A 21,875-nucleotide genomic window follows, 5' to 3' on the forward strand; every position below is an offset into this window, starting at 1 on the left:
CCGCGCGCCCGAACTCACCACCTTGGTCGAACCTCAATCCCATGACCTTTACGTTAACGTAAACCTGTCTTAGTCTTGGCATCATCACCTCGATGAATGATCGGGTGCGCCTCGTGGCGCGCCATCAGACCAGCGGAGTTCACCATGCACGCGCCCTACCAGCCCCTCGACTTCGGTCTCGATGACGAACTGAACATGCTGCGCGACCAGGTTCACGCCTTCGCCCGCGATGAGATCGCACCTCGCGCCGCCGAGATCGACGCGCAAAACGCGTTCCCCGACGACCTCTGGCAGAAGTTCGGCGACATGGGCCTGCTCGGCATCACCGTGCCCGAGGAAGACGGCGGCAGCGGCATGGGCTATCTCGCCCACTGCATCGCCATGGAAGAGATCTCGCGGGCCAGCGCCTCGGTGGCGCTCTCCTACGGCGCCCATTCCAATCTCTGCGTGAACCAGATCAAGCTCAACGGCAATGCGCAGCAGAAAGCCAGGTACCTGCCCGGCCTGATCAGCGGGGAGCACGTCGGTGCACTGGCCATGTCCGAGCCCGGCGCCGGTTCCGACGTGGTCTCCATGAAGCTCAAGGCCGAGAAGCGCGGTGACCGCTATGTGCTCAACGGCAACAAGATGTGGATCACCAACGGGCCCGATGCCGACGTGCTGGTGGTCTACGCCAAGACCGACCCCGACGCCGGCTCCAAGGGCATTACCGCTTTCATCATCGAGAAGGGATTCGCCGGCTTTTCCACGGCACAGAAGCTCGACAAGCTGGGCATGCGCGGCTCCAACACCTGCGAGCTGGTGTTCGAGGACTGCGAAGTGCCCGAGGAGAACGTCCTCGGCGAGGTGAACAAGGGCGCCCGGGTGCTGATGAGCGGCCTCGACTTCGAACGTACCGTGCTGGCCGCCGGACCGATCGGCATCATGCAGGCGGCCATGGACGTGGTGGTGCCCTACCTCCACGAACGCAAGCAATTCGGTCAGTCCATCGGCGAGTTCCAGTTGGTGCAAGGCAAGGTGGCCGACATGTACACCACCCTGAACGCCTGCCGGGCCTATCTGTACGCCGTCGCCGGCGCCTGCGACCGCGGCCGCACCTCACGCAAGGACGCCGCCGGCGTGATCCTCTACTGCGCCGAAAAGGCTACCCAGATGGCACTCGACGCCATTCAGCTGCTCGGCGGCAATGGCTACATCAACGAATACCCCACCGGGCGATTGCTGCGCGACGCCAAGCTCTACGAGATCGGCGCCGGCACCAGCGAGATCCGCCGCATGCTGATCGGCCGCGAAATCTTTAACGAGTCAAAATAAGCCGGAAGCTGAAAGCCAGAAGCTGGAAGAGCTCACGCCCATGGTTGGGTGGTTTTTCTTCAAGCTTCCGGCTTCGAGCTTCAAGCTTTTATCCCGGAGGGATAAATGAGCGTTCTAACATCCCAAATCAATCCGCGCAGCGAGGGTTTCCAGACCAACGAGGCGTCGATGCGCGCCGAGGTAGGCCGGTTACGCGAGCTGACCGCGGCAATCCACCAGGGCGGTGGCGAGAAGGCGCGCGCCCGGCATGAGTCGCGCGGCAAGCTGTTCGTCCGCGACCGTATCGATCACCTGCTCGACGAGGGCTCGCCCTTTCTCGAGTTCTCGGCGCTGGCCGCCCATGAGGTCTACGACAGTCCGGTGCCCGCCGCCGGTGTGGTCACCGGCATCGGCCGGGTCTCCGGCGTGGAATGCGTGATCGTCGCCAACGACGCCACGGTCAAGGGCGGCACTTACTTCCCGCTGACCGTGAAGAAGCACCTGCGCGCCCAGGAAATCGCCCGCAAGCATCGCCTGCCCTGCCTCTACTTGGTGGACTCCGGCGGTGCCTACCTGCCGTGCCAGGACGAGGTCTTCCCCGACCGCGACCACTTCGGGCGCATCTTCTACAACCAGGCCACCCTCTCCGCCGAGGGCATTCCGCAGATCGCCGTGGTCATGGGCTCGTGCACCGCCGGCGGCGCCTATGTGCCGGCCATGGCCGACGAGTCGATCATCGTGCGCGAACAGGGCACCATCTTCCTCGGTGGTCCGCCACTGGTGAAGGCCGCCACGGGCGAGTCGATCAGCGCCGAGGACCTGGGCGGCGCCGATGTGCACGCCAAGGTCAGCGGTGTGGCCGATCACTACGCCGAGAACGACGCCCATGCCCTGCAACTGGCGCGACGCTGCGTGGCTCGGCTCAACTGGCAGAAGCACGGTCAGCTGGCCATGGCCGAACCCAAGCCGCCGCGCCTCGATCCCGAGGAGCTCTACGGCATCGTCGGCACCGATCTCAGAAAGCCCTTCGAGGTTCGCGAAGTGATCGGCCGCATCGTCGACGACTCCGCCTTCGACGAATTCAAGCGCACCTACGGCGACACCCTGGTCACCGGCTTCGCACATATCCACGGCCACCCGGTGGGCATCGTCGCCAACAACGGCGTACTGTTCTCGGAATCCGCCATGAAGGGCGCGCATTTCATCGAGCTGTGCGCTCAACGCAAGATTCCGCTGGTGTTCCTGCAGAACATCACCGGCTTCATGGTCGGCTCCAAGTACGAGCACGAAGGCATCGCCAAGCACGGCGCCAAGCTGGTCACCGCCGTGGCCTGCGCCCGCGTGCCCAAGTTCACCGTGCTGATCGGCGGCAGCTTCGGCGCCGGCAACTACGGTATGTGCGGTCGCGCCTATGATCCCAACCTGCTGTTCATGTGGCCCAACGCGCGCATCTCGGTGATGGGCGGCGAACAGGCGGCCGGCGTGCTGGCCCAGGTCAAGCGTGAGCAGCTGGAGCGCGAGGGGCGCGAATGGTCCGCCGAAGAGGAAGCTGCCTTCAAGCAGCCGACCCGCGACCAGTACGAGCACCAGGGCCACCCCTACTACGCCAGCGCGCGACTCTGGGACGACGGCGTCATCGACCCGGCCCAGACCCGCGACGTGCTCAGCCTATCGCTCGCCGCCGCCATGAACGCCGAGATAGAAGACACCAAATTCGGCGTGTTCAGGATGTGACCCCTTGCTGCGCAAGGGAGCCGGAAGCTTGAAGCTGTAAGCTGGAAGTCACTACCGCACGCCCCAGAGGCAAGCTGCCGAGGTTTCTTCAAGCGTCCAGCTTCTGGCTTCAAGCTCTGCTAACGAGGTCTGAGATGTCAGATACCCCCACTTATTCACGATTGGCAATCGATACCCGCGGCGTTGCGTGGCTGACGCTGGATCGCCCGGATGTGCTCAACGCTTTCGACGATGCCTTGATCGGTGAGCTCAACGGGCACCTTCAGCATGTTCGGGAGGCCGCCGAGCGTGACGAGATTCACCTGCTGGTGCTGGGTTCCGAAGGCAAGCATTTCTCCGCCGGGGCGGATCTGGGCTGGATGAAGCGCATGGTCGACTACGACCTCGAGGACAATCTGGCCGACTCCCGCCAGCTCGCAGCGCTGATGCACGGGCTCGACACCCTGCCCTGCCCCACGCTCTGCCGGGTGCAGGGGGCAGCCTTCGGTGGTGCCGTGGGCCTGGCCGCCTGCTGCGATATCGTCATCGCCTCGGAGAAGGCTCGCTTCTGCCTCTCCGAGGTCAAGATCGGCCTCTCGCCGGCGGTGATCAGCCCCTATGTGCAACGCGCCCTGGGCGAGCGGCAAATGCGCCGCTACGCGCTGACCGCCGAGGTCATCGATGCGTCCACTGCCGAGGCCCTGGGGCTCGCGCACCGTGTGGTCGAGCCGGATGCCCTGGACGAGGCGGTCGACGCCATGGTCGAGACGCTGCTCGCCACCTCGCCGCAATCCAGCCGCGCCACCAAGGCGTTGCTCGCCGAGGTTGCACGCGAGCCCGACAGCGCCGCGACCCGCGAGCGTACCTGCCAGGTGATCGCCGAGCTGCGCGTCAGCGACGAAGGCCAGGAAGGCCTGGCCAGTTTCTTCGACAAGCGCCGCCCCCGTTGGGCGCCCGAACCACCCTCCACTACGGAGCGCTCCTCATGAGCCACGCTTTCGATACCCTGCTGGTGGCCAACCGCGGTGAGATCGCCTGCCGCGTGATGCGCACTGCCCGCCGCATGGGCCTGCGCACCGTGGCCGTCTATTCCGACGCCGATGCCAGCGCCCGCCACGTGCGCGAGGCCGATGAAGCCGTGCGCCTCGGCCCGGCCGCCGCCCAGGCCAGCTATCTCGACATCCAGGCGGTGATCGCCGCCGCCCGGCGCACCGGCGCCGGTGCCGTGCATCCCGGCTACGGCTTCCTCTCCGAGAATGGCGATTTCGTCGCCGCCCTGGCCGAGGCCGGTATCACCTTCGTTGGCCCGCCTGCCTCGGCCATCGCCGCCATGGGCGACAAGTCCGCCGCCAAGGCCCGCATGCATGACGCCGGCGTACCGCTGGTGCCCGGCTACCACGGCGACGACCAGGATGACGCCCTGCTCAAGGCCGAGGCTGACCGCATCGGCTATCCGGTACTGCTCAAGGCCAGCGCCGGCGGTGGCGGCAAGGGCATGCGCGTAGTGGAATCCGCCGAGGCCTTCCAGGCCGCGCTGGACGGCTGCCGCCGCGAATCCCGCGCCGCCTTCGGCGACGATCGCATGCTGATCGAGAAATACCTGACCCAGCCGCGCCATGTCGAGGTGCAGGTGTTCTGCGACAGCCAGGGCCACGGCGTCTATCTCTTCGAGCGCGACTGCAGCGTGCAGCGCCGCCACCAGAAGGTGCTGGAAGAAGCCCCCGCCCCGGGCATGACCGAGGCCTTGCGCCGCGAGATGGGCGACGCCGCCGTACGCGCCGCCCGCGAGATCGGCTATGTGGGCGCCGGCACGGTCGAGTTCCTGCTGGACTCTTCACAAGGTCAGGACGGGTCCTTCTACTTCATGGAGATGAACACGCGTCTCCAGGTGGAGCACCCCGTGACCGAGATGATCACCGGCCAGGACCTCGTCGAATGGCAACTGCGCGTCGCCATGGGCGAGGCGCTCCCCATGGCGCAGGAGGCGTTGACCATCACCGGCCACAGCTTCGAGGCACGTCTCTACGCCGAGGACCCGGCGCAGGGCTTCCTGCCCGCCACCGGCACCCTGAACCGCTTCGAGCTGGATCTCGCCGGCGCCGGGCTCGAGCCGGCCCAGGTACGCCTGGACAGCGGCGTGGCCAGCGGCGATGCCGTCTCCATGCACTACGATCCGATGCTGGCCAAGCTGATCGTCCACGGTGATGACCGCGAACAGGCGCTCGCCACCCTCAACCGCGCCCTGGCCGCCCTCGACGTTCAAGGCGTGACCACCAACCGCGACTTCCTGCAACGCCTGGCAACGCACCCCGCCTTTCGCGCCGCCGAGCTGGACACCCGCTTCATCGAGCACCACGAGGCGGAACTGTTCGCGCCGCGACACTATACGGCCGAAGAATATGCCAGCGCCGCCCTGGTCGGCCTCCACCAGCTCGGTCAGGAACGCGAGAGCGACTCGCCCTGGGACCGCCACGACGGCTTCCGGCTCAACGCCGAACACACCATCCGCATCGCCCTCTGCGCCCCGGACCGAATCGACGACGCAGACGCCCTGGTCACCGTCGAGGGCAAGCGGGCAGCGCCTGGCGACCCCTGGCGCCTGCGCATCGGCGACCAAGCCTTCGATGCCACACTGCAACCGCTCGACGGCGACGCCGTGGCGGTAACCCTGGACGGCCATCGCCGCCGCCTGCAGACTCGACTGGTCGGCGAAGGACGAGAACGCAACCTGGTGGTGATGGTCGACCCGCGGCGCGAAACCCGGCTGTTCTGGCGACGCATCGACGCCATCGACCACGGTCGTCACGAGGCCGAATCCACGCTCACCGCGCCCATGCACGGCACCGTGGTGACCCTGCTGGTGCAACCCGGCGAACGCGTCGAGAAAGGCATGGCGCTGATGGTCATGGAAGCCATGAAGATGGAACACACCCTGACCGCCCCCGCCAACGGCCAGGTCGAAAGCTTCCACTTCCAGGCCGGCGACACCGTCGGACAAGGCGACGTGCTGCTGGAATTCGCTGCAGACGAGTAACCACCGTGCCCCTGGCAAGCAGCGTCCAAGGTAAGCGGCGCCGGGGGGGCAGGCCGTAGCGAAGGTCATTCGCCATGGATGGCAAATGTAGCGTCCAGGGAAGGATTCACAGCGCCTTCGCCAAGGCCTGCCGCCGGATCAGCCGCTGCTCTGGATTCTCTCGAATGATTGGAGCTCTGCAATGGCATTCCCCAAGCAAATCCGCCTGGTCGACGTCGCCCCCCGCGACGGGCTGCAGAACGAACCCGAGGCCATCGACACCGACACCAAACTCGAACTGATCGACCGCCTCGCCGATGCCGGCCTGCGACATATCGAAGCCGCCAGCTTCGTCTCGCCCAAGTGGGTACCGCAGATGGCCGACCACCGCGAAGTAATGACCGGCCTCAAGCGCCGCCCCGGCATTACCTACTCCGCCCTCACCCCCAACCTCAAAGGGCTCGAGGCAGCACTGGAATGCGGTGTCGAAGAAGTCGCGGTGTTCGGCGCCGCCAGTGAGGCCTTCTCGCACAAGAACATCAACTGCTCCATCGCCGAATCCCTGGAACGCTTCGCCCCGGTGCTGGAACGCGCGCAACAGGCCGGCATCCGCGTGCGCGGCTATGTCTCCTGCGTGCTCGGCTGCCCCTACGAAGGCGAGATCGCCCCCGCCAAGGTCGCGGAGGTCGCCAAGGCCCTGTTCGAGATGGGCTGCTTCGAGGTCTCGCTGGGCGACACCATCGGCACCGGCACCCCGCTCAAGGCCAAGCGCATGCTCGAGGCCGTAGCCCGCGACGTTCCCATGGACAAGCTCGCCGCCCACTTCCACGACACCTACGGCCAGGCACTCGCCAACCTCTACGCCGTGCTCGAGGAAGGCATCGCCGTGATCGACAGCTCCGTCGCCGGCCTGGGTGGCTGCCCCTATGCCAAGGGCGCCGCCGGCAACGTCGCCAGCGAAGACGTCGTCTACCTGCTCAACGGCCTGGGCATCGACAGCGGCGTCGACCTCGACAAACTCGCCGCCACCGGCGACTGGATCACCCAGGCCATCGGCCGACCCAACCGCTCCAAGGCTGGCGTTGCCACTGCCACGAAGCTATCTGACACATCCGGCTGACTACCAAAGGCACACATTGTGCTATCCTCACCTTATGAAGCCGATCACATGGAACACCGAGAAGAACCAACGCCTACAGGAGGAAAGGGGTATTTCCTTCGAGGCGGTGGTCTTCCACATGTCGGCGGGTGATCTTCTTGATACACTGGAACATCCAAACCAGAAGCGTTCCCAGGCCAGCAGATCCATGTGATCGACATAGAGGGGTACGCATACCTCGTACCTTTTGTCGAGTCGGATGATGAAATCTTCCTGAAGACCATTATCCCGAGCCGAAAAGCGACAAAGGCCTATCTGGGAGGTGGCAAATGAGCAAATTGGACAAGGAAGAGCGCGAGCTACTGGAAGCTTTCGAAGAAGGTGAGCTAAAACGGGTGCCGGACGCCGAACGTACACAGCAACGGCATCAGCAGTATGCAGAGGCCATGTTCAAGAAAGATGCACGCATCAACATTCGCCTTTCCTCCAGGGACCTTCGAGGCCTCCAGAAAAAGGCGCTGGCAGAGGGTATTCCCTACCAGACACTGGTTGCCAGCATCCTCCACAAATATGTGGAAGGTCGCCTGCACGAGGACTGATCGCCAGCGCCAAAACGCAAAGCCCCCGAGCCAGATCGCTGACTCGGGGGCTTTTCACGATGGGGCCGATGAAGCTATCTAATGAACATCAAGCCTCAGCGACCGCCATCTCCGCCCTGGCAGCCCGGTGGGCATGCAGCTTCTTGTAGCTCTCTATCAAACGCTGGTGCCGCTCGAGGCCTTCCAGTTGCATGTTGGTCGGCTCCAGGCCATGGAAGCGCACCTCGCCGTTCACTGAGCCAACCACGGCTTGCATGGTCGCTTCGCCGAACATGCGCGTGAAGTTGTAGAGGTAGTCGTCCAGCTCGAGTTCGTCGTCCAGGGCGATTTCCAGCACCGCGTTCACCGCCTGGTAGAAGAGCCCGCGCTCGACGGTGTTGTCGTTGAACTGCAGGAACATCTCGACCCGCTCCAGGGCTTGCTCGTGCTGGCCGAGCGCCAGGTTGATCAGCAGTTTCAGCTCGAGGATGGTGAGCTGCCCCCAGACGGTGTTCTCGTCGAACTCGATGCCGATCAGGGTGATGATGTCTTCGTGGTCATCGATCTGGGTCTCCTCCAGGCGCTCTAGCAGATCGCCCAGTTGCTCGTCGCTCAGCTCGTGGATGTGCAGGATATCCTCGCGGAACAACAGCGCCTTGTTGGTGTTGTCCCAGATCAGATCCTCCACCGGGTAGACCTCAGAATACCCCGGCACCAGGATGCGGCACACCGGCGCACCCAGGTCATCAAAGACAGCCATGTAGGCTTCCAGCCCCAGTTCCTTGAGGATACCGAACAGGCGCTCGGCTTCCTCCTCGTTCGTGCCCGAGAAATCCCACTCGACGAACTCGACATCGGCCCGGGCACTGAAGAAACGCCAGGACACCAGCCCCGAGGAATCGATGAAGTGCTCGACGAAGTTGTTCGGCTCGGTGACGGCCAGCGAATTGAAGGTCGGCGGCATGAAGTCGTTCAAGCCCTCGAAGCTGCGGCCCTGCAACAGCTCGGTCAGGCTGCGCTCCAGTGCCACCTCGAAGCTGGGATGCGCACCGAAGGACGCGAAGACCCCGCCCGTGCGCGGGTTCATCAGGGTGACGCACATCACCGGGAACTGGCCGCCCAGGGAGGCATCCTTGACCAGCACCGGGAAGCCCTGCTTCTCCAGCGCCTCGACGCCCTCGAGAATCTCGGGGTACTTCGCCAGCACTGCATGCGGCACGTCCGGCAGCGCGATCTCTTCCTCGATGATCTGTTTCTTAACTGCCCGCTCGAAGATCTCCGACAGGCACTGCACCTGCGCCTCATGCAGGGTGTTGCCGGCACTCATGCCGTTACTGAGGTAGAGGTTCTCGATCAGGTTAGAGGGGAAGTAGACCACCTCGCCATCCGACTGGCGCACGAACGGCAGCGAGACAATGCCGCGCTCCACCTTGCCGGAATTGGTGTCGATCAGGTTGGAGCCCCGCAGCTCGCCATCCGGGTCGTAGAACTCCCGGCAGTAGGCATCCAGGATGCCCTCCGGCAACTCGTCGTTCGGCCCCGGCTGGAACCACTTCTCGTCGGGATAGTGCACGAACTCGCTGTTGGCGATCTCTTCGCCGAAGAACTGATCGTTGTAGAAGAAGTTGCAGCTCAAGCGCTCGATGAACTCACCCAGCGCCGAGCACAGCGCGCTCTCCTTGGTCGAGCCCTTGCCGTTGGTGAAGCACATGTTGGAGTGGGCATCGCGAATGTGCAGCGACCACACATGCGGCACGATGTTGCGCCAGGAGGCGATCTCGATCTGCATGCCCAGCGACTCGAGAATGCTCGTCATGTTGGCGATGGTCTGCTCCAGCGGCAGATCCTTGCCTTCGATCCAGGTACTCGCACCCTCCTCCGGCTCGGCCATCAACAGCGCCTGGGCATCCTCGTCCAGGTTCTCGACCGTCTCGATCTGGAACTCAGGCACGTTCTGCACCACCCGCTTGACCGAGCAACGCTCGATGGAACGCATGATGCCCTGGCGATCCTTGTCGGACAGATCCTCCGGCAGCTCGACCTGGATCTTGAAGATCTGCTTGTAGCGGTTCTCCGGATCGACGATGTTGTTCTGCGACAGCCGGATATTCTCGGTGGGAATATCGCGCGCATTGCAGTAGACCTTGACGAAATACGCCGCGCACATCGCCGACGACGCCAGGAAGTAATCGAAGGGGCCAGGCGCCGAGCCATCGCCCTTGTAGCGGATGGGCTGGTCGGAGATGACCGTGAAGTCATCGAACTTGGCCTCCAGCCGGAGGTTGTCGAGATAGTTGACCTTGATTTCCATTGACAAAGCACCGGATTCGTGGTTTCGGTCGGCCGTAGCGCGTAGCCCGCCATTATCCAGCTTTTGAGGCGCTTCGTCTTGGGCGGGTGATCAAAAAATCGCCAGTGCGGGCGCAGCTATCAGCTAGTGGCAACCTCATGCACGCTGGCGATGCCTTGCGCGGTGTCCAGTATCAGCACGCCTTCCGAATCCGTTCCCATCTGGGCGAGCAGCTCACCCTCGGTATTCCAGGCCGCCGATCGCCCTGTACTGATGAAATCGCCACTCGGGCCCACAGCGTCAGCCAACAGCACGTGCATGCTGTGGCGTCGGGCGACGGATGAATAATGCTGCATGGCCCTGGGCAGGTTACTGGCCGACTCAGCCACGCTGGCGAGATAGAACCGAGCGCCCATCTCGGCAGCCGCGTTGGCGTGATCCGCCTGGAGCGATTCATAGCAAATGGCGGGAGCCAGCGTGCCGCCGTGGCTATCGAGCAACAGCTGGTGATCCCCAGCTGTAAAGTAGGCAAGCTCACTGGCATGTAGCCATTGCTTGGCATAGGTGCGAGGCGGCTCGTGGGGCAAAAACCAGACCATTCCGATCTGCACGCCAGCGTCGACGACCAAGGGCATGCCTACCCCGATTTGCAGACCGTGCGCATCGCTAAGCTCCTGGAGCTCGTTGAGACACCAGTGCTCCGCATCGCTGACGAGGGCGCTCGACAGGCGTGGCTGATACCCCGTAAGGGATAGCTCGGGGAAATACACCACGTCGGCTCGGTGGACCACTGCCTGCTTGATGAGCGCGAGGTGCTTTTCCGTATTTTTCGCCAGATCACCGGGCTCGGGACGCAACTGCGCGACACATACCCTCATACTTCACCTGTAGCTAAATTCAATCATGTGAAAATTCGCCCCGTTGGTATCCGGGCCATTCACACCGGCATCGGAATAGTGAAGAAACCGATAGCCCACGCCAGTGGCGCTGGGTGGTCAACGGACGCAACTTTTCAGATGTTATCTACGGCTTCCAGAATAAATGAAACGCGCTCACTGACATGAGTACGCGGCACCTCCAAGGTTTCATAGCTCCATTGCCGATACCACCTTTTCAGACCCTCGAACACCTCGACGGACTGTTCAAATGTCTGGTCACGCTCGGCATCGGTGCCATAGATCTCTTTCCATGGAGGCAGAAGAAAAACGCGCCTGTTGTAGGGAAAATCGTGAACGTATCGAGCCGCTTGATCATATGTCAGTGCATTCTCCGCATCCAGCATCCACAACGCGTCCAGCACACCTCGATCAAAGAACCCGGGACCATCACCGGCATCGGTTGCTCGATACTTTTCGATATCCGCACTCAGGACCTCATGGGCAAACAAGGCGGGCCCCGGCCTTGGCGACAACCCCGCTATTAACCGCTCCTGGATTATCCTCCGGGCAGACTCTGGTGCGAAACTGTACCCACGCTCCGCCAGAGCGGTAAGAACTGTTGTTTTACCTCCGCCGGGCCCGCCGGTGACTACGAATCGATTGTTCATTAAACGTCTAAGGCCTCCATCAGGTGCTTGTCGCGCACATGGAAAAGCTGGTCTCTCCTGGCAAAATGCTACCGGACACCAGACATCCGTAATATCTCGTCACTTGGAACAATCGCCAGGTCGGCGGCAGATAGCCCAGACGCCAAGATAGCCTGGTCTGCGATGTACGCCCCTGCCCGATATCCAATCCAACGCCGCCCATCCGGATGCCGAAACATCCAATGGCCGTAAGACGCCGAAACCGGAAGCTCCAGCAACTCGGCCACCCATGTCTGGACGTCGTCGGGGTATTGCCCCCACGGCGTCTCGCGCCCCGCGACATCTCGTTCGAAAACGGTTGCCAGCCCCTCACTGACAACGCCTTCCATGAAGGAGGTGCGCTCCGGCCCGCCATACATCACCCAGCCTCGTGCCAGATGATGGAGCTCATGGAACAACGTGAAGCGCAACTGCGTGCGAGCGATGCCGGCGATCCCTCTCGATCGCGCCTGATTGACCGTCCAGCCCACACGATGTGACGTGATCGCAGCGCCCACCTCCCCCGTTTCCGGGATAACGAACTGCCCCGTTTGGCATGCCAGCTCGATATCATGGGGCAACAGCGCACCAAGGTGGGCACGTATCTCCATATCCGCAGCAGCACAGATCTCCTCGACGGCTTGACGAGAATCGTCCGAGAAATGCCGACAATCGGTGGTATCGAGGAAAAGTGGGACGATCATCGGCTGAGATTCCTTTCGTCAAGACGGATGTTTGGCATAGCGCCTCAATCAGCCGACGCGTTAGCGGTCGGCTGCATTGATTTGTTAGCTTCTTTCTCGTCGAACACCTTTTTCAGTGACGAATCGCTGGGATACAAAACTTTTGCACTGGGAACATCCAATGCGGCTGTATCTAAATGCGAATCCTGATCATCAAAGAAAATATGCGGTTTGAAAGCTTTTAGGAACCTGCTTTTCTGTAAACCACCTAGGAAAAATGCCTGATCAATATATACGTTCCATTCTCTTATAGTATTTATTACCCTCATCTCAGCAGGGCTATTTCTTGCAGTCATAATCGCTAGTCGTACAGGGGAATACTCGATTCTTCCGGGCAGCCGCTCTTGAATCTTAGAAAGTTTTTTAAAAGGTTCGCGTGAGGCCCCTCTTGTAGAGGAGTTTCTTTCTGTAAATCTTCAGTTCCCCAGAATTTGTCGAGGCCTTCAGTCTGATTGATGAGCTCACTTTCTTCACTAAATAGTACTGCATCTGCATCAAAAGCAAACCTGACTTGGTCATCTCTCAGTTCATGAGAGGATATCGGCGGCTCCTTGACAATAGCCCCGGCACAAACCTTGGTATCGACCACACTTTGAGCATCCTTTTCATCTGTTGTCAGAAATAAATCAACATAAAATGCTTCTAAATAGTCATAGCTCGGCTCTCCAGCAGTGAATGCCGACCGCGTGATTGCAAGTCCTCGCCGCCTTATTTCCTTCAAAACTCTAAAGCCAGTTTCCGGACTATTTTTTGAAATTATGACGACCTCAACTATTGGATTTTTATCGCCTTCGGCTTGATGTTTATTCAATCCAAGCAGCGCTTTCACCAAAGGCATACCAGTACCGTCCTCTAGAGGCTCATCTTCATGCTGAAGCATGTACTCTCGGTACTCAATAATCGCTGTTTCCGGGTCTTCTGCCTTCTTCTCCCTAAAAACCTTGTCGGCTTCTGAAAGATCGAAAAGTGCGGTCGCCGAAATTCCAATAACCAATGTTTCTGATAGATCGATTGGCATATATACTCCTTGCAAAGACCTAGCACTGCTAACGATTGGCTTGAGGCGCGACTTGTCCTAGATCGAAGCGGAAGGACAAGACGTCGACCTCAAAGCGTTTGCTAGCAAACGGCCGATTTGATGGCTTACGACCGACGCCGCACACCCGACATCAATATACCCACAGCGAGTGCGGCCACTACTGCGATCGCGAGTAAGAATGCAATAAGGCCCGACCATCTCGCACCCAAATCGGGATATGAGCCCAGAACGAATGGGCGAAACACAAGATCGGCCAGGCTTGCCGCTCCTACGAAACCAAAGACGACCACCAGCCAGCGATCCACGCGTGAACGTTTCTTCTCAGTCCGGTATCGGCGTTCATCGAGATGCCAGCGTGCATGCTCTTTCGCAGAGCCTACGAGCTTCGTCGTCCCAACTGCCTCCAACAGGTATTCAAGCGCCTCCGTGATCTCTCCTGCTTGGCCGGAGTGGTGGATTGCGGATTCCGCCGAGGCCAGCACCTCGTACGCTCGGATCAGATGTTCATCAGATGGAGGGGCGATGGCTGTCGCGCATGCGCGAACGATTCGAAGGTTATGGTATTCAAAGTGCTCCGCCCTCGCCTGATTCTCTAGGAGTCGAGACCTCGTGCTGGAATCTTCCCACGCATTATCTGGCGAATCAGCGGGTCGCAGTCATGTCCAAAGAAGGAGCGCCTGATTTCCGTGCAGGCAATAGTCTTCGAAAAGGCGCAGGTCCGGAGGCAGGTCCGGAGGCTGCTCGATAGACGAAGATCGCATCAGCACTGGCGATATCGTGGGGCTAAACCTTTCGACTAACCCATCCGTAGTATCTGGCTGGGCGGTAAAGCGCATCAACGAAATCGATGGGTGGCCTTGCCAAAGCTGGACTCGCCGGAACCGCTCAGCCTTCTTTCCGGCGCTTGGAACGATTAAACTTGTGACAGCACCTAGATATATCGAGCGGCAGAGATCGATATTGGCTTCCCAATCCGAATCGCCCTCGGATCCGGCGATTTGATGCAGTGTCCAAGAGTCCCCTCCAACCTCAAAGTTCCGCCCGTCCTTTCCTAGGGACCTATCGAGCACCACACGGCTCGCCCGATGCAGATCCTTCAGAAGTCTCCTATGCTTTCTCCCGGCGGCCGCTTGGCCAGCAATAGATAAATCGCCTGCAAATGCTTCTGGTAGAATGTGATTGGCATCTAGGCGCTGCACGTTCGCCTGCATCCAAATTTGATCAAAATATCGGTAGAAAAGATTGACTACATCACTAATAAAGTCCGCCTCGTTCAAGCTATCCCACGTCGTATCCAACTGAAAGCTTACATTCAGGATTCCATCAGAATAGACCTTAAGCCACGGGTATACTGGAAGAGTAAAGTCACCTCGCTCTAGGACTACCGGAGGCAGGACGGCCCGGAGATGAGGCGGAATCTGCCGTGATTCCGCGCCCTCGATCCGCTGTTCGTGAAATGAAAGCTCTAAGCAGAATAGGAGTTCCTCAGCGATTGGACGTGGTAGGTCGTCGCTAAATTGTACCATCCAGCTAGAGTCCCACTGCCGACCTTTCGGTTGAATCCATTCGAGCTGTATATCGCCGTTCGTATCAAGATAGAAGCTTTTCAAGTCAGAAAAACAAACTGCTCGGGCGACCCCCGACCGAAGAAGACGCACGGCAGTCTTGATTAGATCGACGTCGCCGACCTCTAGGCCAGCAGTATAATTATAGAAACAGTTTACTTGCTGTACCTCCAGCGCGGTCGGGCCCGGATTCATCACATCTCCCACCATAATCAGCTTCACTTATCTTTGATGCGCGCGGATTCTGGATCGCTAACGCCCTGAATAAGCCACCGTTTGGAGCTCCAGCGTAAAACGGTCGGCTTCATTCACTGGTTAAATCAGTTCAGCTCGGTAAGTCCAGAGCCGAGTATCTCATTCTTTAGTGAGTTGAGCCTATCTTCCACAGTTATGCCATTATTCATATCCGGAACATATGGCGCCCTTATAACTTCATAAGGAAAATTGTTACCAGCTAGTTGCTCATCAAATCAATCAGCAATCGACTTATAGTCGTCGGGCCACATCATAACGTCGCATTCGTAATTAAAAAATACTCACGCTTCCAAACGCTGTCCTCGTAATATTACTTCTTCCGATGATCCCGAACCTTGGCTCATCTCCTTTGTAAAGAATAAAAACTTTGGCATGCCACCGAAACCCATTCTTGCAGTAGCACTTTATCTTGCAACCTTGAGATCGCATATTGTCTCTAAAATTTCTACACGACTGCTTCCAGGAGCCGTTATGAATGCCAACTGTATTCATCTCTATTTTTGATTTAGCGACCTCGGTGGCAAAATTGGCTTCTAGGGAGGCTGGATACGCAGATCCTTTGAAATTCTCCTGAAAAAAACCAGAACATAACAAAGCATTGTCGCCTGCCTCTGTTTTCATAGACCCTATCAGCAAGTCTCTGAACCGATTTACAGGCAGTTGGTTTCTTAAAATTATTGCGAGTGCCAAAATACTTCCTTGAAGATTTAACAGTGACTCTATGCCCCGCGGCAAAACCTCAATGAACGCGACGGCGCATTGATTGAGGTTATCTAGACCGCCACATTGACGTAACTCATTGTTCTGACAACCACCGTTCCAATCACTAGGCAGTATATCCAAAATTCACGTACGCGCTCGCTTTGCTGATTTAATCATACTCTATTCATAAAATTGGCTTAGGTTACGCTCTAGACAGGAAAGTTTCTGAGTGCCCATAGAATCGGGCATGTACCAGCAACCAGCGTTGGTGAGCAGTGATGTGCTGTGGCAGCTTAGATCGCCCAATGAATTGGGCTCTTAAGACACCCCATGCAGCAGGCTCTGTAAGAGTTTGACTTCGTCGTGCGATGGTTTGCGGTGGCGGGAAAACTGCTAATCGCGCAACAAGTTGTGCCCCTACAACCCCATAACACCGACAGTAATACTACGAGATACCAGGTCTTCCCGGGTCGCCGGTCTCAAACAGCGATCGACCTATCTTGGAACTCTTGGTGCCGTGAGGGTTCTCGGGTAGCCTGACCCAAACACTGATCGACCATGGGTAAGTGTCTTTCCTTGGACCTGTCGGTGACCCGGGAACATCTGGCGGCGAGGGCTCGCCTTGTCGATGCATGTGACCCAAGAAGGGCCTGACGCCTGTCCCATTACTGTCGTGTCCAGGCTGTCGCACTTGGTGAAGCCACCTTGAACCGATAGCTCGGAGACACGCCATGGAAGCCCCCCATACTACCCAATCTGCCGTTGTTGGCGGCGTCGATACACACAAAGACCTTCATGTAGCCGCTGTCGTGGATGATCATGACCACGTGCTCGGTACTGCCAACTTTCCGACCACCCGACACGGCTACAAGACCATGCTGAGCTGGATGTGTAGCTTCGGAGAGCTCAGTCGGGTGGGTATCGAGTGGACCAGCACCTACGGGGCAGGCTTGCTGCGCTACTTGCAGCGCGCAGGCATCACCACTCTGGAGGTCACCACACCCGACAGAACTGCATGCCGTAAGCGCGACAAAGACGACACCATCGATGCCGAGAACGCCGCCCATGCAGCCTATGCGGGCAACCGCACGGTAACGCCAAAGACCCGTGACGGTATGATCGAGGCCTTGTGCGTGTTGAAGGTCTGCCGAAAGACTGCCATCGCGGCTCGCCGCGTGGCCCTGCAACAGATCCAGACGCAAGTGATCTCCGCACCAGAGGAGCTGCGCGATCTGCTGAGGAACATGACGCGGATGCAGCTGATTCGGACGTTGGTCGCGTGGCGACCCGATTTGAGTAGATACCGGAATGTCACGATGGCCTACCTCATCGCCTTGAAATCCCTTGCTCGGCGCTATCTGGAGCTGCACGACGAGGTCTCCGATCTCTGGATATCAAGGTCAAGGCCATCGTCGATGAGCTGGCACCAGAGCTGGTATCGCGAACGGCCGTAGGCTACGAATCGGCAGCACAGTTGCTGATCACGGCAGGCGATAATCCTGACCGTCTCAGTTCGGAAACCAGTTTTGCGGCCCTATGCGAGGTCAGCCCCATTCCGGCTTCGTCAGGCAAGACACAGTGGCACCGACTCAACCGGGTGGCGACAGAGCGGCCAACTGTGCCTTGCATATTATCGCCATCGGGCGACTCCGTCTGGATGCCACGACCCAAGGATACATCGTCCGAAAGATGGCAGAGGGACATTCCAAGATGGAAGCCATTCGATGCCTGAAGCGCTATATCGCCCGGGAGCTGTACTACATCATCCGGCATCGTCATCAAGAAATCCACCAGGCCCAAATCACCACTTGACGCTTAGAAGGGCGTCAGATGGGGGCTGTTGGCAGTACAATCATCATATTCCACCGAAGGCGCTGTACCATCAATAACCGATGGCAGCGATGAAAGAATGGCAGGCCAAACGGCCAGAGCTATTTACCAAGCAGGCAGTCAATCATGCGGGACCCGACCACTACGCAGGATTGAGAATCCGCTTCAAACGGGTGCTCACCAACTATTGCAGTTGCTGTCGCTCCAGGCGTTTTAGAAGACTGTGTCAGCGCCACTTCAAGACAGCAGAACCTGGATGATTACTTAGTCCACTAAAACACTAAAAAGTCCATCAGAACATAATATAGAGGACCTAACATCCTATGCCGTCTTCTCAGAAAGAACCACTCAAAACACCCAGGAAGAATGTTAGGAAGACGGCGAAAACATTGTTTAACTATCGAGACTCCACAGGCTTTTACTAAGAAAACACCGCCACTGAACTTAGGCCATTGAGATAACTCACTCTCTTACCGGATTTTACGCAGAAATATAAGCAACTATCCCAAGCATGTTAAAGCGACATTTTGCAACACCCGTTGATAAAATATCACCAAATCAATTTGTTACTATAACACAAAATTTTATATTTGATTAACCTTTTAAATTGATCTATAGTACATACATTTAAACCACTCTAAACTAGACACTAGGGGTGAGGTGCGTCATGGGTGCTGGAGGCAATACGAAATTTTCATCTCTGTATGAAAATCATGAGACATATATTATAAAAATCCTGCGATCCGAAACTAAGGAAGAGCTTCTTAATTCTGTATCAAGCTTCGTAGAACATATCGGATTCAATGATTTTATCTACGCATGCTTCCTGCCTTCTGTCTCCGTTCATACTAAAGAAGAAATTATTTTAAGTGGTTATCCGGATGAGTGGCGGTCACACTACATTCATGAAAAATACTCTTCTATTGATCCAGTGGTTTTCCATTGCAATCGTAACGTCATGCCTGTCAACTGGTCTGACATCAATTTCAGCCAAGAGCGAGCGGATGTGTCTGTTATGAATGAGGCAAAAGAGTTTGGGCTTGTGTATGGATGGACCATTCCTTTACATGGTGCTGGTGGTGTTTGGAGCTTACTCAGTATCGCTTCGTCAAGCTACGATGACTTCTTCGATAATGGTTTTGATCCGCGCCTATCAGTTTCTTTCTTAGCAGCTTCAGCAATACATACGAATATTACAGAAAATTATATGGCGTGCTCAGAAAAACAGTCTTCAGTGCACTCTATTACAGCTCGTGAACGTGAAGTAGTAGCGTGGGCCGCTGAGGGAAAAACAATTTGGGAGACATCAATGATCTTGGGGATTTCTGAGTCTACAGTTAGGTTTCATCTTAATCATGTTTCTAGTAAATTAGGCGCGAACAACAAGGTTAGCACAGTATCCAAGGCAATCCTATATGGAGTTTTGTAGGACTGCGCTCCGCATGCCTGTATCTATGAACTCATGGAATCCATCATCAATATCAATATAGCACGCAGTTCGACCTAATCGCCGACGCTCTTTCTCATTTTTGTTATCTATATGCGGCATTGTCAACCCGCTATTCGATAGAAGCCGATATAGACTCGGCGATACTACAGTGACGAACCGTGTTACTTCCTTCTGCAACGCAAACTCTCTGATCGCGGCAAACATATCTCTCGTAATAGTACTTGCCAGCATCGGCGAGCATTTATTTAAGCCTTTTTTGACCGCGAACCGACTTAGCTCCCATATGTAGGGGTCTTTTATCTTAAGAGGAGCAGGAAGCAGATCGGAAAATACCGTACTGAGCATATAATCGAAAGTCGTCGGTAAGATTCGCCAACAAGCGACGACGTCATTCGTTGAGAGCTGGACGCAAATTACATAGACTGTTTCATTCGAATCGAATGAATCTTTTTCGAGGCCATCGCCTATTGTAAGGTTCCATTGGTTTCGACCATTGAATACCTCAGCACGAAGTACGTGCATTTTTTCCAGTAGCGTAGGAGTTATTCCATCCGCGCCAGGAAAGCCAGTTATAATTTTATAATCGATATTATATAACATATTCAAATGTTAGCAAGCTCATATCCAACAAACACCTGTCAAAAATGACAGGTGTAAAATAACCACGTCGTGCTAACCCCTCGGAACGAACTGCCTCGAAAGCTTCATACTGCTCCAAACGTAGAGGATTGGCCCTTGCTTAACTAAGCATCAGGGAAGACTTACTTCCACATAGCGAACGCGACCGTGTATTCTCCCGCCTGCTGGTAGCACCAAACCCTGCATGGACGATCGGAGAAAGTAACAAGATGCCATCGCCCCAACAACGATCGACAGACAACATCTACTCGCTGCACCGACGCCGCGGACAAACCCAGAAACAGTCCTACCTCCATGGCCTTGAGGCACGCTTCCTTCGCGGTCCAGAGTACATAAAACTGATCGGCCATATCTGACTTCCCCACACTCGAAAGGCTGTCCAGCTCTCGGTCAGAAAAATAGCGCTCGGAGATACGCTGTAAATCGATGCCGTCTCTATGAACCTCGAAATCAACACCGAACCGAGCGGCACCAGAGCGAACAAATATCGAGTGATTGCCGGAGTGAGAACGGTAGCGATAATCCGACAGTCGGCCAAGCTGTGCGTACCGCCCGCACTGAATCTGTCGATAAAGAGACCGATGCTGATATGTTGGCTTTAAGGCTCTAGTTTGATGAGTGATATGTTCCGGGCATGGCCGTTGGCGCCGGACGACCTCTTGAGAGCGAGCGCAACAGTCCCAGCAAAGCCAGAAGCTATCGATCAAAGTCGGCTTCATCGATTCTTGTGAAGTACGACTCGATGATGGACAAGGTCCATGCGATACGATAAAGGGTCGGCTGCCACGATTTGGACCATATCGCGATACAGATCATCAAGAATCTGTTGTGCCTCCTCTGCCGCCCGAGACTGAAGGGCATGTCGAAATGCATGCTCAGTCCAAGTCCAGTGACTGTCGACGAACTCTTGAGCGAATCGCCGCTCGTCGTGGTGTCGCCGAAAAGCCGCGGCGATGGGACACGATGTGATAACCGTTTCGATGCCCAGCAGTTGGAGCGCCACGCCCTCGCGGCGAACCTGCTCGACTCCGCGCTGGATTTCCTCGGTCGTCCGGAACCGATGGAGAAAGAAGACCTGCTGATACTCGTCTTGAGTGATTCCCGACGCAGCGAACAATCGATCCCAGGCCTCCTGATAAGCCTGAAACATGCTCGCACCCTGGGTGCTTCCTAGATAGCGTCCCTGCTCATCCCGGCCAAGGAGCAGGAAAACCAGGTTGCCGCCGGGTTTCAGCTCCTGCTCACGCGAACGCAGGATATCGAGCCACGCTTGGCCCGCCTGTTTCAGAACGTTTTCCTTGATTGCGCCATCGTCCAAAAAGACCTCGTGAATCGCATCCGTGGCGTCGGGCGGAAAATGTTCCAGGTAATGCATACTCGAAGCAGAGAATCCGAAGTCCACGGATGCCCGCGGCAGCACACGATTCGTGAAAGATCCACCGGCAGCTAGTACACAGCTCGCGATGCCAGTGTCCCTAGACAGCTGATCGGCATTCAGGACCGAAAACAGCGTATTGAAGTCGGCAGTGGGCAGGTCATTGAGGTAGACGCTGATGTCCCGGCACTCACGGCCACGGGCATATTCGGATGCCGCGGTTATGACCGGCAGGCTGAGGAGTCCATCGGCACAGCCATAGTCGGCCATGCCGAAGACACCGCCAGGTTCGATCGAGTCCGTATGATTATCGAGGATTTCCCGGACACGATCGAGGCTGTTGAGAACCGCCAGGCGCGGGCCGACGGCACGTTGACCATAGATCCCATTCCAAGCCATGCTAACATGGTTATTGCTATGTTCCATCGGGAACAACCCCTTCCACAATCGCGAAAGTTCGCTCCATTGCCTGGTGGGCGTATTCTTTCGCCAGCTGGTATTCGGGACTGTGATAGCAGTCGAGCGCAGCTTGGTAGCTCGGGAACTCAACCACGATGATACGTCCAACCGCAGGCCCTTCAGTCACCAACATCCGGCTCGTGCCGGCGATGAAGCGTGCATTGTATTTCTCCGCGATCTCTGGCCAGGCGGCACCGTATTTCTGCATCGCGGCCTCGTCGACGATCTCCTGACAACGGATGACCCAGTAGCCTTTGGGATCCATGCT

General features: G+C 57.5%; 17 protein-coding genes and 3 pseudogenes. 9 read left to right on the plus strand and 11 right to left on the minus strand.

Going from position 1 to position 21,875, the window contains the following annotated elements; all coding sequences use genetic code 11:
• Positions 1 to 144 precede the first annotated feature (144 nt).
• From A9O65_RS15805 to A9O65_RS15835, 6 genes are all read left to right on the plus strand, one after another.
• Entirely contained in the window at positions 145 to 1,314 is a 1,170-nt protein-coding gene (locus tag A9O65_RS15805; protein WP_064702616.1) for an isovaleryl-CoA dehydrogenase, read from the plus strand.
• Positions 1,315 to 1,419: 105 nt separating this feature from the next.
• On the plus strand, positions 1,420 to 3,027 hold the full coding sequence (locus A9O65_RS15810) for a carboxyl transferase domain-containing protein (RefSeq protein WP_064702617.1): 1,608 nt from the start codon (positions 1,420 to 1,422) through the stop codon (positions 3,025 to 3,027).
• Positions 3,028 to 3,161: 134 nt separating this feature from the next.
• On the plus strand, positions 3,162 to 3,995 hold the full coding sequence (locus A9O65_RS15815; protein ID WP_064702618.1) for an enoyl-CoA hydratase-related protein: 834 nt from the start codon (positions 3,162 to 3,164) through the stop codon (positions 3,993 to 3,995).
• Positions 3,992 to 6,040 carry an acetyl/propionyl/methylcrotonyl-CoA carboxylase subunit alpha gene (locus A9O65_RS15820; RefSeq protein ID WP_064702619.1) on the plus strand — a complete coding sequence of 683 codons (2,049 nt, stop codon included), beginning with the start codon at positions 3,992 to 3,994 and terminating at the stop codon, positions 6,038 to 6,040. The genes A9O65_RS15815 and A9O65_RS15820 overlap by 4 nt, the downstream gene beginning before the upstream one ends.
• A 181-nt stretch (positions 6,041 to 6,221) precedes the next feature.
• Positions 6,222 to 7,139 (plus strand): hydroxymethylglutaryl-CoA lyase, encoded by a 918-nt coding sequence (locus A9O65_RS15825; protein WP_064702620.1) that lies wholly within the window; start codon positions 6,222 to 6,224, stop codon positions 7,137 to 7,139.
• A 308-nt stretch (positions 7,140 to 7,447) separates the two neighbouring features.
• On the plus strand, positions 7,448 to 7,717 hold the full coding sequence (locus A9O65_RS15835; protein ID WP_064702621.1) for a hypothetical protein: 270 nt from the start codon (positions 7,448 to 7,450) through the stop codon (positions 7,715 to 7,717).
• Between the two features lie 88 nt (positions 7,718 to 7,805).
• Here A9O65_RS15835 and A9O65_RS15840 read toward each other — a convergent pair whose 3' ends face one another.
• The 7 genes and pseudogenes from A9O65_RS15840 to A9O65_RS15865 all read right to left on the minus strand — a co-directional run bounded on the left by A9O65_RS15840 (position 7,806) and on the right by A9O65_RS15865 (position 15,119).
• Positions 7,806 to 10,007 carry an OsmC domain/YcaO domain-containing protein gene (locus A9O65_RS15840; RefSeq protein ID WP_064702622.1) on the minus strand — a complete coding sequence of 734 codons (2,202 nt, stop codon included), beginning with the start codon at positions 10,005 to 10,007 and terminating at the stop codon, positions 7,806 to 7,808.
• A gap of 119 nt (positions 10,008 to 10,126) precedes the next feature.
• The gene (locus A9O65_RS15845) at positions 10,127 to 10,864 is read right to left on the minus strand and encodes a carbon-nitrogen hydrolase family protein (protein ID WP_064702623.1); all 738 of its coding nucleotides are present in this window, start codon (positions 10,862 to 10,864) and stop codon (positions 10,127 to 10,129) included.
• Between the two features lie 3 nt (positions 10,865 to 10,867).
• Positions 10,868 to 10,963: an acyloxyacyl hydrolase gene (locus tag A9O65_RS17615; RefSeq protein WP_074749335.1), complete on the minus strand. Its 96-nt coding sequence runs from the start codon at positions 10,961 to 10,963 to the stop codon at positions 10,868 to 10,870.
• Positions 10,964 to 10,998: 35 nt separating this feature from the next.
• Positions 10,999 to 11,532 carry an AAA family ATPase gene (locus A9O65_RS15850; RefSeq protein ID WP_064702624.1) on the minus strand — a complete coding sequence of 178 codons (534 nt, stop codon included), beginning with the start codon at positions 11,530 to 11,532 and terminating at the stop codon, positions 10,999 to 11,001.
• Between the two features lie 68 nt (positions 11,533 to 11,600).
• The gene (locus tag A9O65_RS15855) at positions 11,601 to 12,254 is read right to left on the minus strand and encodes a DUF2268 domain-containing putative Zn-dependent protease (RefSeq protein ID WP_064702625.1); all 654 of its coding nucleotides are present in this window, start codon (positions 12,252 to 12,254) and stop codon (positions 11,601 to 11,603) included.
• Between the two features lie 44 nt (positions 12,255 to 12,298).
• A pseudogene (locus A9O65_RS15860) lies at positions 12,299 to 13,311 on the minus strand (5'-nucleotidase).
• Positions 13,312 to 13,988: 677 nt separating this feature from the next.
• Entirely contained in the window at positions 13,989 to 15,119 is a 1,131-nt protein-coding gene (locus A9O65_RS15865) for a hypothetical protein (protein ID WP_139180693.1), read from the minus strand.
• A gap of 1,466 nt (positions 15,120 to 16,585) precedes the next feature.
• On the opposite strand from A9O65_RS15865, the pseudogene A9O65_RS15870 reads away from it, so the two are divergent.
• The 3 genes and pseudogenes from A9O65_RS15870 to A9O65_RS17085 all read left to right on the plus strand — a co-directional run bounded on the left by A9O65_RS15870 (position 16,586) and on the right by A9O65_RS17085 (position 19,113).
• Positions 16,586 to 17,666 (plus strand): annotated as a pseudogene (locus tag A9O65_RS15870) (IS110 family RNA-guided transposase).
• Between the two features lie 29 nt (positions 17,667 to 17,695).
• A pseudogene (locus A9O65_RS17650) lies at positions 17,696 to 17,824 on the plus strand (IS481 family transposase); the annotation flags it as partial.
• Between the two features lie 527 nt (positions 17,825 to 18,351).
• On the plus strand, positions 18,352 to 19,113 hold the full coding sequence (locus tag A9O65_RS17085; protein ID WP_074749334.1) for a LuxR family transcriptional regulator: 762 nt from the start codon (positions 18,352 to 18,354) through the stop codon (positions 19,111 to 19,113).
• On the opposite strand, the gene A9O65_RS17620 is transcribed toward A9O65_RS17085, so the two are convergent.
• From A9O65_RS17620 to A9O65_RS15885, 4 genes are all read right to left on the minus strand, one after another.
• Entirely contained in the window at positions 19,096 to 19,734 is a 639-nt protein-coding gene (locus tag A9O65_RS17620; RefSeq protein WP_082920202.1) for an acyl-homoserine-lactone synthase, read from the minus strand. The two genes, A9O65_RS17085 and A9O65_RS17620, sit on opposite strands and share 18 nt — an antisense overlap.
• A 161-nt stretch (positions 19,735 to 19,895) precedes the next feature.
• The gene (locus tag A9O65_RS17625; RefSeq protein WP_074749332.1) at positions 19,896 to 20,492 is read right to left on the minus strand and encodes a 4'-phosphopantetheinyl transferase family protein; all 597 of its coding nucleotides are present in this window, start codon (positions 20,490 to 20,492) and stop codon (positions 19,896 to 19,898) included.
• Positions 20,489 to 21,574: a class I SAM-dependent methyltransferase gene (locus A9O65_RS15880; RefSeq protein ID WP_082920203.1), complete on the minus strand. Its 1,086-nt coding sequence runs from the start codon at positions 21,572 to 21,574 to the stop codon at positions 20,489 to 20,491. The genes A9O65_RS17625 and A9O65_RS15880 overlap by 4 nt, the downstream gene beginning before the upstream one ends.
• Positions 21,564 to 21,872 (minus strand): DUF1330 domain-containing protein, encoded by a 309-nt coding sequence (locus A9O65_RS15885; protein ID WP_064702629.1) that lies wholly within the window; start codon positions 21,870 to 21,872, stop codon positions 21,564 to 21,566. The genes A9O65_RS15880 and A9O65_RS15885 overlap by 11 nt, the downstream gene beginning before the upstream one ends.
• Positions 21,873 to 21,875 lie beyond the last annotated feature (3 nt).

Source organism: Halomonas caseinilytica, assembly GCF_001662305.1.
GTDB lineage: Bacteria > Pseudomonadota > Gammaproteobacteria > Pseudomonadales > Halomonadaceae > Halomonas > Halomonas caseinilytica.